Origin of the sequence: Helicobacter cynogastricus (genome assembly GCF_900197855.1) — a bacterium.
Classification (GTDB): domain Bacteria; phylum Campylobacterota; class Campylobacteria; order Campylobacterales; family Helicobacteraceae; genus Helicobacter; species Helicobacter cynogastricus.
Window position 1 is genome coordinate 17,053 of the sequence record NZ_FZMQ01000008.1, and the last position, 13,862, is coordinate 30,914.

Sequence of the window (13,862 nt, forward strand, 5' to 3'; positions counted from 1 at the left end):
GGATATAATACTACAAAAACCCTTTAAGCACTGCCCTTACTTATCGCCAAATCAAGAGGAGACCGCTTGGACCAAGCCCTACTCATAGAAATTTTAGTTGAAGAAATGCCTGCTAAACCGCTCTTGCATGAATTGCCCAATATCCCCCAGAAGTTTTACGATTCCCTAGAGAAACATGGGTTAGGTAGCACGGCTTTAGAGGTCTTTTACACGCCCACTAGATTAGTGCTCTACGCGCCTAGCTTCCCAACTCACACGCTTAGCATTACAGAGGAATTTTTTGGTCCCCCTTTGGACATCGGCACAAATATAGAAAAAGAAGGAACTAGAACTTTAAACCCCGTTGGGCTTAAATTCTATGCCAAGCTCAACCTACCCCCCAATCTTGAGGTGGGCATGAAAAATAACAAAGAAGTATTATACGCCACCAAGCGCACGCAGCCCATTCCTACAGCCACTCTATTAGATGATATTTTGTTGCATTTTTTAGGCGCGCTGGATTTTGGAAAAAGCATGGCTTGGGGCGCACTCAAAGCGCGTTTTATTCGCCCCATTCATAATCTCTGTGTAATCTTTGGCTCAGAGGACATTGATTTATCAGCATGCACAAGCACCTATGGGTGTAGTGCTAAACGCGCGACTAAACTACACTTCTCTAAGGGGTTTGACTACCATAACACCCCGGACATCTCTACTTATTTTAAAACCCTAGAAGAGGGTTTTGTTATCTTAGACCCTCTAAAACGCCGGGCTAGAATTTTAGATCAAATCCACGCGCTAGAGAGTCAGCATGATATGCGCGTTGAGGTCGATCCTGAATTGCTAGAGGAGATCATAGCTATCACCGCCTACCCCACCGCGCTTTATGGACAATTTAAGGCGCATTTTCTACAACTCCCCGCTGAGATCGCCACTACCTCCATGCAAACCCACCAACGCTATTTCCCCACTTTCAAAGATTCTAGCTTGCACCATGGTTTTGTGGTTGTGAGTAATCTGCCAAGCAAGGGGGATTTTAGCCAAATTATAGCGGGGAATGAAAAGGTTTTAAAAGCCCGCTTGAGTGATGCGATCTTTTTTTATCAAAACGATTTGCAAACTTCTTTAGAGTGGGAGGTAGTGAGCTCTAAGTTAGAGCAAATTTCCTTTATGCAGGGGCTTGGTAGCTTAAAAGATAAGGTAGAGAGAGAGCAGCGCGTGGGCGCGTGGCTAGTGGATCGCTATGGCGAGGAGTCTATGCGCCCCCTTGTACAAAAAATCTTAGAATTAGCCAAAGCGGATTTGTGTAGCGAAGTGGTTTATGAGTTTCCCGAATTACAGGGGGTCATGGGGGGATATTATGCCAAACACCACAACCACCCCCAAGAAGTGTGCCAAGCCATCCAAGAGCAATATCTCCCCACTTCTGAAAACGCGCCCCTGCCCTCTAGTTTGCTAGCAGCTTTAAGCGCATTGGCTATCAAATTAGATACCCTTTTATCTCTTTTTAGCGTGGGCAAAATCCCCACAGGTTCTAAAGACCCTTTTGCTTTGCGCCGTGCTTGCAATGGAATCTTGCGTATCTGCTTGCATTACCAATTAGATTTCAATTTATCCGGGGATTTGCAGGCGATCGCGCGCTTTTATGCCCCCTTTGAGTGGACACTCTTGCAAGACTTCATCTTAGAGCGTTTTACACATGTGCTAGGCGACTTTAATCCCTCTTTTTATAAAGCTGTTTTGAAGGGACTTCAAACTCTTAAAAGTGAAAATTATGGAGTCTGCCAAATTGCTCACAAAGTACAAGCCCTGCATGCCTTTTTTGCCCAAGAAAATACAGCTGATTTAGTGGCTATTTTTAAGCGAGTCGCCAATATCACGCAATTAGACACCTTGCCCCAAACTAACCCCGCGCTCTTTACAGACCCTAGTGAGCATGCTCTCTATGAAACTTATGAGAACATCGTGCGCATGGAATTTAGCAATTTTTTAGATAAGCTCAAAGCCCTCAGCCATCTCAAACAACCCCTAGAAAGTTTCTTTGAAAGGGTGCTTGTTAATGATCCAAACTTGCAGGTGCAGAATAACCGCAAGGGCTTATTAGCACTAATTTACCATGCATTCTTGAATGTGGCGGACATTAAAGACCTTTAGAGTGTGGATTCGCTTTCTCATCTTATGCGGGTTGTATTCCCTTTGCCTGAGCGCGCGCACTTTTTCTATTGCAGAATTTTTTAAACGCGTAGAACATAATTCGCTTGATTTGATCCAAAAGAAAGCGACCTTTATTAGTCTGTTAGAGGAACAAAAATCCACCAATTCTTGGGATTTTCCTTTTATTAGTCAGGAAACCTCCATTGTGCGCAACTTTCAAGGCATCGCCGAAGCCCAGCCCCGCACGGTTTTAATGATCAAGCCAAAACTTCCATGGGTTAGCCGTCTTTTAGCCCGAAGTCTCTCCATTAAAAATGTGCAATACCGCAAGAGTTACGAGCTTAGTCGTAATCTTGCCTTCATTGGGGCAAAACGACTCTATCTCAATTACACGCTCAATATTGAGAAGCATAAAATTTACGCCCAAAGAGAGGCGATCTTTTTTTCCCAACTTGAAGCTGCTAAGAGCAAGGTCGCTGCCGGGAGTATGTCTAAAAAGGATTATATTAACTTCAAAAATTCTTATTTGGAATCTAAGCTTGCCAAAATCAATATTCAAAACCTCATCATCAATCAAGAACGCTTGCTGCACACCTTGCTAGCTATTGTCGCACCCGTTGAGGACGATGCTCCCTTTAGCGATCTTGTCGATTCTGCTCATGTGGTTAAAATCCCTGAGCTCAAATTTGACTATGTGCATTTGGGCGAACATGCTCTAGAGCGCATTTTAGATCGGTCTTTGTATGTGCAGGTCTTGGATTTGAGTGCCAAAGATTACCGCGTGAACGCCAACTTAGCTAATCGCGATGTCTTTAAAAATTTTGAATTTGGTTTGGGTGCAGAGAGTTATAACTCAGCGACTAATCTCTCAATGGAATTTACTATTCCCCTCCCCCTCACACCTAAGAATATTTATATGAAGCGCAAGTTTTTAGCCCTAGAAAATGGAGCGCGGGCACAAAATGAAGTTACAAAGCGCAATATTCATATTAACGCCAACGCCTACCTCAACCAGCTCAAGACAACAGAACGCTATATGCGTATCCAAATCCAAGCCATTGACAATAAAAAAGAGTTAATGGAGATGGGGCGTGTTGCTTATGAAGCTCAAAAAATTGGTCTCTTTGAATACCTTTTTTATCAAAATGCCTATATGGATGCTCTCATCGCTCTAGCAGAAGCCAAGATGAAATATGTAGACACCACCGCGCTCTTAGAGGAAACTTTGGGGGAAAGTCTGACCATAATAGGAAATATACATTGAAAAAGGCCCTCATTTTTATTTGCGCGCTGTTTTTGCACGCCTATGAAGAGATCAAGCTCACACCTAAAGAAATTGCAAATCTGAATGTCCAAGTCATCTCTCTTGATCAAGATTTAGGCTCAAGAGGATTACCCTTTAATGCCAGCATTGATTTTGACAATCTCAATCTCAAACACGCGGTTGTGCAAAGTTTGAGTTTTAATGCGAGTGTGGTCGCCATTTACAAGAGTGAGGGCGAACGGGTGAAAAAGGGCGATCTCATCTGTGAGATCAGCTCGATCGATCTGAGCAATCTTTATTTTGAGCTCCAAAATAATCAAAATAAATTCAAGGTCGCCCTAGATGTCAGCACCAAAGACAAACAGCTCTATAAAAAAGGCGTGATCTCCAAGAGAGAATACCAAACTAGCCACCTAGCTAGTGAAGAACTTCGCCTAAGAGTTGCCCAACTAGAAAATACCTTTAAGAGTTTTGGCATCGATGCCAAGCACCCTAAAGGGAGCTATGGGTTTAGAATTGTAGCAAGGCAAGGGGGCATTCTCTCCATAGCCCCTAAAATGTTGGGGGAGCGTATCCGCGCTTTCACGCCCTTTATGCGTATCTCTGAAAATAACGATCTGGTTGCGCGCATTAGTATCCCTGTGGATCTTTCTAAATACATCAAGCAGGGCGCGGTGGTGCTCAATAAAAACGCTCAACCCATCGGACATGTGCAAAGTGTCTCTGTGGTGTTAGATAAAAATTCCAACACTATCTTAGCCACTGCACGCATCAAAGGAAATTACCATGTGGGTGAGATGGTGGAACTCTTTATAGAGGGGGCTAGACCCGCTAATTCGCTTTTAATCCCCTCAGATGCATTGATTAAAAACGATCAGGATTATTTGATCTTTGTGCGCACCCCTGCGGGCTTTTTACCTACCCCTGTAAAAGTGCTCGAAGAGCGTAGCCATGCCTTTCTCATCAAGCAGGGGCAAATTGATCCGCATGGCAAAATTGCCGCCGGAGCGTTGGTCAATCTCAAGGGTATTTTGAATCATTTTGGGGAGGATTAATGCTAGATAGCCTCATTGCCTTTTGTTTAAGACAACGCCTTTTGGTGATTTTGTGTGCTCTAACCCTTGTGGGTTTTGGATTTTATAGCTTTTTAAACACGCCCATAGACGCTTTCCCGGATATGGCCCCGGTTCAAGTCAAAATCATTCTCAAACTTCCGGGTAGCTCGCCTGAAGAGATGGAAAATAATGTGGTGCGTCCCCTAGAGCTAGAACTCTTGGGGCTACAAGGGGAGAAATCCCTTAGAAGCACTTCTAAATACTCTGTATGCGACATCACCATTGATTTTGAAGAGGGGATGGACATTTATTTAGCCCGCAACATGGTAAATGAAAAACTAGCCCTGGTCTTGCCCGATTTGCCTGAGGGGGTGGATGGAGGTATCGCGCCCATTGTAACCCCTCTTTCAGATATTTTTATGTTTACCATTGATGGTAGCCTAGATGGAGCAAGCAAACGCCATTTGCTAGATTTTGTGATCCGCCCCTTACTGCGCACCATTCCGGGAGTAGCCGATGTAAATTCCATAGGTGGCTTTAGTCGCGCCTTTGTTGTGGTTCCGGATTTAAATGATATGGCTAGATTGGGTGTGAGCATTAGCGATTTGGAACACGCGCTTAGAGCTAATTTGAGCAATAGCGGGGCGGGGCGGGTTGACCGGGAGGGAGAGACTTTTTTAGTCAAAATCCAAACGATGGCTAGCACCCCTGAGCAGATTGCTCATATCACCATCCCTACCACAATGGGGCATCTGCACATTAAAGATTTTGCTAAGGTGATCGCTCACCATCGCACCCGCTTGGGTTTTGTTACCAAAAATGGAGTGGGAGAGACCACTGAAGGGCTTGTGCTTTCTTTAAAGGGGGCAAATTCTAGGGATATTATCCAGCGCGTGCGCGCTAAAATAGACAATGAGATCAAGCCCCTACTGCCAGCAGGTGTGCATATCCATGTTTTTTACGATCGCTCTGAGTTTACACACAAGGCAATTAGCACCGTGGGCAAGACTTTTATTGAGGCGATCGTGCTCATCATCGCTACCCTCTTTTTATTCTTAGGCAATTTTAGGGCAAGTGTGGCTGTGGGGGTGATCTTGCCCTTGAGCTTGAGTGTGGCGTTTATTGGGATTAAATTAAGCGGTCTCTCCTTAAATCTGATGAGTTTGGGGGGGCTCATCATCGCCATTGGCATGCTCATTGACTCGGCGGTGGTGGTGGTTGAAAACGCCTTTGAAAAACTTAGCCACAACAAGACAAGCCCTAAATTAAACACGATGTATCGGGCATGCAAAGAGATCGCCCCCTCTGTGGTGAGCGGGATCATCATTATCATCGTGTTTTTCATCCCCATTTTATCCTTGCAAGGCATTGAGGGCAAGATGTTTAGACCTTTGGCTCTAAGCATTGTCTTTGCGCTCTTGGGAACTTTAATTCTCTCCATCACCATTATACCCGTGATGAGTTCTTTAGTGCTCAAAAGCCAGCCACACCAAGAAACCTTTCTAGTGCGCTTTTTGCACAAAACTTACACCCCTCTTTTAAACTTTGCTTTACATAACCCTAAGCGCATGCTCATTGGGGCGTTGGTGTTTATGGTGGCTAGTTTGTCTCTTTTTGCTTTTGTGGGGAAAGCTTTTATGCCTAATTTAGATGAGGGGGATACCGTGCTCACCATTGAGAGCATCCCCTCCATCTCTCTAGCCCAATCGCGCGCCTTAATTTTGGACATTGAAAAAACCCTCAAAGCGCGCGTTCCAGAGATTCAATCTGTAGTGGGGCGCACGGGTTCTGATGAGCTGGGGCTAGATTTAGGCGGGCTCAACCAAACAGATATGTTTATTTCCTACATCCCCAAAGATCAATGGAGCGTGCCTAGTAAAGAGGCGTTATTAGAAAAAATTCTCAACGCCCTAGAGGGTTTTAAAGGGGTTAACTTTACCTTTACCCAGCCTATTGAGATGCGTATCTCTGAGATGCTTACAGGGGTGCGTGGGGATTTGGCGGTGAAAATCTTTGGCAATGACATCCCCACTCTCAACGCCCTTAGCGCACAGATTGTAGAAATCATTAAAAGTGTGCGCGGGTCTAGTGAAGTGCTAACAGAGCTCAATAAGGGTATTAATTACCTTTATATCAAACCCAATCGGGACACGATGGCTAATGTGGGGATTACTAGCGATGAGTTTGCTAAATTTCTCAAATCCTCTTTGGAGGGGTTGTTAGTTGCCTTCATCCCTACGGGCATTTCGCGCACGCCTGTGATTATTCGCCAAAACCAAGATGTCGCAACTAATATCACTTTACTTAAAAGCTTGGAGATGACTTCTAGCCGCGATGTCCCTGTTCCTATTACCTCCATTGCGACACTGCAAGAAGTGGATGGGCCAGTGTCCATTGTGCGCGAGAATGCTAAACGCCTAAGCGTGGTGCGCAGTAATGTTGTGGGACGCGATTTAGGAAGCTTTGTGAGTGAGATCAAGGCTAAAATTCACAATCAAGTCCACTTGCCCCCTAATTACTACATCACCTATGGTGGGCAGTTTGAAAACCAAGAGCGGGCTAATAAACGCTTGGCAACCATCATCCCCCTAAGTATCTTAGCCATCTTTTTTATTCTATTTTTTGCCTTTAAAAATGTCCCTTTAGCTCTGCTCATTCTTTGTAATATCCCCTTTGCCACCACAGGCGGACTCATTGCCCTTTTTATCAGCCATGCCTATCTCTCAGTGCCTGCTAGTGTGGGCTTTATCGCCCTGTTTGGAATTGCCGTGCTCAATGGCGTGGTGATGGTGGGGTATTTTAAGGATTTATTGATGCAGGGCAAACGCCTTGATGAGGTGGTTTTTATGGGAGCAACAAGGCGTTTACGCCCCGTGCTTATGACTGCTTGCATTGCCGGCTTGGGGCTTATCCCCCTTCTTTTCTCCCATGGGGTGGGCTCAGAAGTGCAAAGACCCTTAGCAATCGTTGTTTTAGGGGGGCTTGTTACCTCAAGCACGCTAACTCTACTCTTGCTCCCACCCATGTTTATGTTACTTGCTAAAAAAATCAAGGTCATTTGATGTTATTAGAAATCTACACCCCCTCCTCTGTGCAAGATAGCCTGCTAGATTATCTCTTAGAGAAAGGCTACACGCATTTTTACCTCTTGCCCGCCTTTGTCTATGGCACACCCCAAGCACAGATGAATATTTGCGAGCAAGTGAGCGGGCGCAAGGAATGCGCTTTGGTGCGTTTATTCTTGCCCGAGCAAGAAGCTAGGCAATTAGCCACAGAGATCAAAAAACTTTATCCTCAAAGCGCGCCCTATCTTTTCTCCAATATTGCAATTTAGCAAGCTATGCTAGAATGGCACTTTTTAAAGGACATGCATGAGTGTTGTAGTTTTTGGGGGCGGGGCTTGGGGGCGGGCGTTGGCTTTTGCCTTTGGGCACACAACCCCGACTAAAATTGTCTCTAGGCGGGATTTAAGCGAGGTTTTGCTCCCTTTAAATAAAAATTTGGTGCTTAAGGGGCATTCTCTCATCACACAATGCGATCTGCAAGAAGCTCTTCAAGCCTCTTTGTGTGTGGTAGCTATCAGCGTGCAACACCTGCGCGCTTGGTTTGAGCAAACTAAGCTCCCCTCTAACACGCGGGTTTTAATGGCGTGTAAGGGGATTGAGCTTGGGGGGGCTTTTGTGAGCGACATTGCTCAAAGTTTTCTACCCTCTGAAAATCTTTGTTTTCTAGCTGGTCCTAGTTTTGCTAAGGATGTGAGCGCAAGCCTGCCATGCGCGCTAGCCCTGCACTCCACAAATGCAGAGTTAGCACAAACCTATGCCAAGATTTTCCCTAGTTTTATGCGCACCTACATCCAAGAAGACATTATCGGGGGCGAGATCGCTGGGGCTTATAAAAATGTGATCGCCATTGCAGCAGGAGTGTGTGATGGCTTGGAGTTAGGACAGAGTGCTAAGGCTTCCTTACTCTCTAGGGGGTTAGTGGAGATGTGCCGTTTTGGGACGCATTTTGGAGGCAAGGCACAGACTTTTCTAGGGCTCTCAGGGGCGGGCGATCTGTTTTTGAGCGCAAACTCCGTGCTCTCTAGGAATTATCGCGTGGGATTAGGGCTTGCTAAACACCAGGGCCTTGAGGCGATTTTACAAGAATTAGGCGAAGTGGCTGAGGGGGTTAAAACTACGGAGGCAATTATCCAAATTGCGGCTAAAGAAAATATCTATACCCCCATTGCTACAGAACTCTATGCCCTCTTGCAGGGCAAAAACCCCCTAGAGAGCATGGGGGCACTTTTACAACGATCATAAAGGTTTGCCATGACTTTTTCACGCATTCTATTAACATTGCAGGATTTTTGGCAGGATCAGGGGGCTTTAGTGCTCCAGCCCTACGACTTGCCAGCAGGGGCGGGCACTTTCCACCCAGCTACTCTACTTAGAAGTTTGGATAGCCAGGCTTGGAGTGTCGCCTATGTCGCCCCCTCACGCCGCCCTACCGATGGGCGTTATGCCCAAAACCCCAACCGCTTAGGCAGTTATTACCAGTTCCAAGTCCTCATCAAGCCCAGCCCGCTCAATATTCAAGAGCTCTATCTTAAAAGTTTAGAAGTGCTAGGGATTGATTTTAGAGAGCATGACATTCGCTTTGTGGAGGATAATTGGGAGTCGCCCACTTTGGGGGCTTGGGGCTTGGGCTGGGAGGTGTGGCTAGATGGCATGGAGATCACCCAGTTTACTTATTTTCAACAAGTGGGCGGTCTGCCCTGCCATCCGACCCCAGTTGAAATTACCTATGGGCTAGAGAGATTAGCCACCTACATACAAAAGGCTCAAAGTGTCCTAGACATTGTGTGGAGCTATAGAGAGGGCAAACCCATCTACTATAAAGAAGTGCACACCGAGAGCGAATACCAGTTTAGCCATTACCATTTTCAACATGCCAATTTGGATTTTTTATTCGAGAGTTTTGAGAGAAACCAGCAGGAAGCCCAGCGTTGTTTAGATCAGGGCTTGAGTTTAGTCGCCTATGACTTTGTGATCCTAAGCACGCATTTTTTTAATGTTTTGGACGCTAGAAAAGCCCTCTCTGTGGCTAAAAGACAGGAATTTATCTTAAAAATCCGCACTCTAGTCAAAGCCTGCGCTACCCTCTACAAGTCCCAAGAAGATCAAAGACAAGAGCGTTTAAATGGGGATTTTAGCGCGCCCCTACTCCCATGTTAGCCCATCTTTTCAACTTCTTAAACCAACTCTCCCCCTTTGAGTTGCAAGCCCCATGGGATAATAGCGGGATCAATCTAGGGCATTTGAGCGCGCCCTTTGAGCAAGTAGTGATCAGCTTAGAAGCCACCTTAGAGCTCGCCCTAGAAGTCCCCCCCAAGACCTGCATTCTTGCCCACCACCCCCTATTTTTCAAGGTGCTCAAGAATTTTAACCCCACTCTCTATCCCTACAACATCGCCACCCCTCTTATTCAAAAATCCTGCGCGCTCATAGCACTCCATACTAATTTTGATATAACCCACCTCAACGCCCATTTTGCTAGCTTGCTAGGTTTTGAAAACCTTGAGTCTGAGGGTTTTGCTCTAATGGGTGCGATCGCACCCATTAAATTAGAGGATTTACTCCACCACGTCCAAGAGAGGCTACAGCTCCCCTATGTGCGCTATGTGTGCGCGGATCACAACATCGAACATGTGGCAATCGTGTGTGGGGCAGGCGCGTCTTATTTGCAGGATTTAACCCATATCCCCAAAGGTCTTTGTCTGATCACCGGGGATGTCAAGCACCATGACGCGATGGCAGCAAAGAGCATGGGCGTGAGTGTGATTGATGTAGGGCATTATGAGAGTGAAAAATATTTTGTGCCCTTGTTGCACTCTCTGCTAGCAACTTGGTTGCAAACTCAGGCAAAGCATGTTAGACTGCACGATTGCAAAAACCCCTTCGATTTTAAAGGCATGGCATGAACGCACATCTCAAGCAACTTATTGAAATTTCGCATTTAGATAAAGATATCGAGGCTTTAGAGCCACAGATTCAAGCCAAACGCACGGATTTAGATAAGGCCCTCGCCCAACGCCAAAAACAACAAGCCGAGTATAGTGCCCTTGAAGAAGAAAAAGGAGGCTTAAAGCTCCAAATTAACAAAAATGAGCAAACCCTCCATGAGATCAACGCCAAGATTGATAGCATTCAAAAAAAGATTGCCCAAATCAAGTCTGAGCGCGAATTGCGCTCTTTGAGCATTGAGGAAGACATCACTAAAGAGCGGGCTAATCAAGCTAACAAAGAGATCGAACGGCTAGAAAATGAGATCGCGCATAAAAACAGGTTGCAAGAGAAGTTAAAAGAGGACTTAGAAAAGTTAGCAGAGCAGATTAGCGCGCTTGAGCAACGCGTAGAGGAGGACACGGCGACCATCAAAGCGCAACAGCAAGAGATTTTTCAAAACAAGCAAAATTTGGTTTTAAAAATGGATCGCAAGCTCATCGCTTTTTACGAGAGGATTCGCCGTTGGGCGGGCAATACTTGCGTGGTGCATGTGCGCAAGCAAGCCTGCGGGGGTTGTTTTATCCGTATCAATGATAAAACTTACGCCGAAATTTTGCGCAGTCAAGACATTTTAACCTGCCCACATTGTGGGCGCATTCTTTATGCTAACCGCGAAGTGAGCGCTAATTCTCAATAAAGTCTATTTGGGCGTGTTGTGTATCGCCCATGCGATCGCTTTGCCCCTTATCGCGCTTTTACGCTTGCGCGCTAAATACAAACACTCTTTAACAGCGCGTTTTTTTGCCAAAGGGCATGCGTTGGATTTTAAGCCCATTTTGTGGTTTCATGCCTGCTCTTTTGGTGAGATCAAATCTTTAGAGCCTCTGTTGGCTAATTTTGACAAAACCCCCATTCTACTCACCACTACCACCCAAACCGGCTACAATCTTGCGCGCAACACTTATGCCAACAACTCCCATATCCAAGTGCGTTTTTTGCTCTTTGAGACTTTATTATGGCTTTGGCGCAAGGATTTAGATCGCCTCCAAAGTCTTGTGGTTACTGAGGCTGAGTTATGGTATCAGGTGTTTAGTTTGGCTAAACAAGTGGGGGCGCAAACATTCTTGCTCAATGCGCGCATTTCCACGCGCTCCTATGGGCGTTACCAACGCTTTAGGGCTTTTTACACCCAACTCTTCAAGCAGATAGATAGAATCTACGCCCAAACCCCCCAAGATTTACAGAGATTGCGCGCACTGGGTGCACAACACCTCAAAATTTTCCCCAATCTCAAGCTTTTTAACACCCCCAAAATCACCACGCACCACCCAAAACCCCCTAAACCTCTATTTTTAGCAGCAAGCACGCACCCGAGCGAAGAGACTCTGATTTTAAAGGCTTTTCTTGCTCTGCAAACTTCGGCTTTTTTGGCTATTGTTCCGCGCCACCCTGAGCGTTTTTTAAAAGTTAAAGAACTCTTGCAAAGTCAAAACCTTGATTTTGCGACATTCTTGCAAGAAGGGGTTACTTGGAGCAAGCAGATTCTACTTGTAGACGCGCTAGGGGTGCTCAATGATTTTTATGCTATTGCTGATGTGGTGATCTTGGGGGGCTCTTTCGTCCCTGTGGGGGGGCATAACCCGCTTGAGCCTGCCTTTTTTCACACCAAACTTATTAGTGGCAAGCACATTTTTAACCAACAAGCCCTTTTTGCTTGCGTGCAAAATTATGTTTTGATCGAGCAAAACGCCTTAGAAGAAACTTTAAAGCGTGTCGATCAACTAAGCCCTAGCTACATTGACCAACAAGGGCATTCGATCCAAACACTGAGTAAGGCAATTTATGCAAGTAGCCTATAAGCTTCTAAGCGCACAAATGGGCATTTCACACAAACAGGCGAAAAAACTCATCGATTTGGGGCGTGTGTGTTTAGGGGGGTGTAAACTCACACTCGCGCGCCAATTATGCCCTCTGCAGAGCAAATTTGAGGTGCAAAACTCTAAGGTGCAAATTCTTTATCAAGATACAGACTGGTTATTTTTAAATAAGCCTGCTGGAGTGAATAGCTACGCTTTAGAAAAACAACACCCCCCCTACAAACTTTTACACCGCCTAGATTTGCCCACAACCGGAGTGCTCACCCTAGCCCAAAACCACGCCCACGCGCAAGGCTTAGAAGCCTTTAAAAAAAGAGCCGTGTATAAAGAATACATCGCTTTAGTGCAGGGTGTGATTAAAAAGCCCCAAACTCTGCGCATGCCCTTAAAAGTGCAAAAGAGCCATACAGAAGATCATAAGGGTTTTGTAAAAACCTTGCTCGATCCTGCTGGTCGCCCTGCTTGCACAAAAATCACCCCCCTGAAGCAATGCCAAAATAAAACCTTGCTTAAAGTGGTGATTACAACTGGGATCACGCACCAAATCCGCGCGCATTTGAGCGCGCTGGGTTGTCCCATTGTGGGGGATGTGCTCTATGGGGGCAGGTCTCATCAATATTTTTTCTTGCATGCCCACCGCTTAAAGATTTTAGACCACCAAATAGAAGCCCCGCTCCCATTTTATTTTGAAGAGGAGTTAGCCCCTTGAGCTTTTGGAACACAATTTATAGCCATTTTAGTCCGATCGCCTTTAGTCTCTTTGGGATCAATGTTCATTGGTATGGAATTGCCTATGTGAGTGCCTTGCTTATAGCTTTTTTTGTGGCTTTGCGCGCTATCAAAAAAGACCCCGTGCGTTTTCCCGTCTCTAGGTCTCTTTTTGAGAGTTATTTTCTCTATGCAGAAGTGGGCGTGATTTTGGGGGCGCGCTTGGGTTATATTTTAGTTTATGACCCCAACACACTCTACTATCTCAAAGCCCCTTGGCAAATTTTTAACCCCTTTTATGAGGGAGAATTTGTAGGGATTCGTGGGATGAGTTACCATGGGGGTTTGGTGGGGTTTTTGATCGCTTCTTTGCTTTTTAGCAAGATCAAACAGCAGAATTTTTTGATCTATCTGGATCTCATCGCCATTTCCTTGCCACTAGGCTATGTCTTTGGGCGCATTGGCAATTTTCTCAATCAAGAGCTCTTTGGGCGCGTTGTCCCTCAAGGGGATGCTTTTGGGCAGAAGATTGGGATTTTAGTCGATGGGGTTTTGCGCTACCCTAGCCAACTCATCGAGGCTTTTTTAGAGGGGGTAGTGCTCTTTTTTGTGGTGATGGTGGCTAAAAGATTTACTTCTGCTCCGGGCATGCTCATGGTGGTCTATGGTTTGGGGTATTCGCTTGCGCGCTTTGTCTCTGAGTATTACCGCGAAGCAGATGTGCAAATGGGGTATTATTTTTGGCATCTGAGCATGGGACAAATTTTAAGCCTAGTGATGGCCGGGATTTCTTTAGGGCTGTGGGGTTATGTTGCGTGGAAAAAAGATTAAG

At 45.6% G+C, this 13,862-nt stretch carries 12 protein-coding genes; all 12 read left to right on the forward strand.

Annotated elements, in window-relative coordinates; all coding sequences use genetic code 11:
- Positions 1–66 precede the first annotated feature (66 nt).
- From glyS to lgt, 12 genes are read left to right on the forward strand one after another with little or no spacing between them, the layout of a single operon-like run.
- Positions 67–2,133 carry a glycine--tRNA ligase subunit beta gene (gene glyS / locus C6H00_RS04770; protein WP_104749884.1) on the forward strand — a complete coding sequence of 689 codons (2,067 nt, stop codon included), beginning with the start codon at positions 67–69 and terminating at the stop codon, positions 2,131–2,133.
- On the forward strand, positions 2,108–3,397 hold the full coding sequence (locus C6H00_RS04775) for a TolC family protein (RefSeq protein WP_233704425.1): 1,290 nt from the start codon (positions 2,108–2,110) through the stop codon (positions 3,395–3,397). The genes glyS and C6H00_RS04775 overlap by 26 nt, the downstream gene beginning before the upstream one ends.
- Positions 3,394–4,452, forward strand: coding sequence for an efflux RND transporter periplasmic adaptor subunit (locus tag C6H00_RS04780; RefSeq protein WP_104749885.1), 1,059 nt, complete (start codon positions 3,394–3,396; stop codon positions 4,450–4,452). Before C6H00_RS04775 ends, C6H00_RS04780 begins: the two co-directional genes overlap by 4 nt.
- Positions 4,452–7,514: an efflux RND transporter permease subunit gene (locus C6H00_RS04785; RefSeq protein WP_104749886.1), complete on the forward strand. Its 3,063-nt coding sequence runs from the start codon at positions 4,452–4,454 to the stop codon at positions 7,512–7,514. Before C6H00_RS04780 ends, C6H00_RS04785 begins: the two co-directional genes overlap by 1 nt.
- Complete coding sequence (locus C6H00_RS04790) at positions 7,514–7,786, forward strand: DUF3240 family protein (RefSeq protein ID WP_104683035.1); 273 nt, start codon at positions 7,514–7,516, stop codon at positions 7,784–7,786. Before C6H00_RS04785 ends, C6H00_RS04790 begins: the two co-directional genes overlap by 1 nt.
- Positions 7,787–7,823: 37 nt before the next feature.
- Positions 7,824–8,759: an NAD(P)H-dependent glycerol-3-phosphate dehydrogenase gene (locus C6H00_RS04795; RefSeq protein WP_104749887.1), complete on the forward strand. Its 936-nt coding sequence runs from the start codon at positions 7,824–7,826 to the stop codon at positions 8,757–8,759.
- Between the two features lie 9 nt (positions 8,760–8,768).
- Complete coding sequence (glyQ, locus tag C6H00_RS04800; RefSeq protein ID WP_104749888.1) at positions 8,769–9,674, forward strand: glycine--tRNA ligase subunit alpha; 906 nt, start codon at positions 8,769–8,771, stop codon at positions 9,672–9,674.
- A complete protein-coding gene (locus C6H00_RS04805) occupies positions 9,668–10,420 on the forward strand; it encodes a Nif3-like dinuclear metal center hexameric protein (RefSeq protein WP_104749889.1) in 753 nt (250 codons plus the stop codon). Before glyQ ends, C6H00_RS04805 begins: the two co-directional genes overlap by 7 nt.
- Positions 10,417–11,142 carry a zinc ribbon domain-containing protein gene (locus tag C6H00_RS04810; protein WP_104749890.1) on the forward strand — a complete coding sequence of 242 codons (726 nt, stop codon included), beginning with the start codon at positions 10,417–10,419 and terminating at the stop codon, positions 11,140–11,142. Before C6H00_RS04805 ends, C6H00_RS04810 begins: the two co-directional genes overlap by 4 nt.
- Entirely contained in the window at positions 11,132–12,304 is a 1,173-nt protein-coding gene (gene waaA / locus C6H00_RS04815; protein ID WP_456077563.1) for a lipid IV(A) 3-deoxy-D-manno-octulosonic acid transferase, read from the forward strand. Before C6H00_RS04810 ends, waaA begins: the two co-directional genes overlap by 11 nt.
- Complete coding sequence (locus C6H00_RS04820) at positions 12,288–13,031, forward strand: RluA family pseudouridine synthase (RefSeq protein WP_104749891.1); 744 nt, start codon at positions 12,288–12,290, stop codon at positions 13,029–13,031. Before waaA ends, C6H00_RS04820 begins: the two co-directional genes overlap by 17 nt.
- Complete coding sequence (lgt, locus tag C6H00_RS04825) at positions 13,028–13,861, forward strand: prolipoprotein diacylglyceryl transferase (RefSeq protein WP_104749892.1); 834 nt, start codon at positions 13,028–13,030, stop codon at positions 13,859–13,861. Before C6H00_RS04820 ends, lgt begins: the two co-directional genes overlap by 4 nt.
- The last annotated feature ends 1 nt before the right edge of the window (position 13,862 follow it).

Bases quoted from the DNA above. Each gene is read 5' to 3' on its own strand.
- C6H00_RS04775 (WP_233704425.1), top strand. From the start codon at position 2,108: ATGTGGCGGACATTAAAGACCTTTAGAGTGTGGATTCGCTTTCTCATC.
- C6H00_RS04785 (WP_104749886.1), top strand. From the start codon at position 4,452: ATGCTAGATAGCCTCATTGCCTTTTGTTTAAGACAACGCCTTTTGGTG.
- C6H00_RS04790 (WP_104683035.1), top strand. From the start codon at position 7,514: ATGTTATTAGAAATCTACACCCCCTCCTCTGTGCAAGATAGCCTGCTA.
- C6H00_RS04795 (WP_104749887.1), top strand. From the start codon at position 7,824: ATGAGTGTTGTAGTTTTTGGGGGCGGGGCTTGGGGGCGGGCGTTGGCT.
- glyQ (WP_104749888.1), top strand. From the start codon at position 8,769: ATGACTTTTTCACGCATTCTATTAACATTGCAGGATTTTTGGCAGGAT.
- C6H00_RS04805 (WP_104749889.1), top strand. From the start codon at position 9,668: ATGTTAGCCCATCTTTTCAACTTCTTAAACCAACTCTCCCCCTTTGAG.
- C6H00_RS04810 (WP_104749890.1), top strand. From the start codon at position 10,417: ATGAACGCACATCTCAAGCAACTTATTGAAATTTCGCATTTAGATAAA.
- C6H00_RS04820 (WP_104749891.1), top strand. From the start codon at position 12,288: ATGCAAGTAGCCTATAAGCTTCTAAGCGCACAAATGGGCATTTCACAC.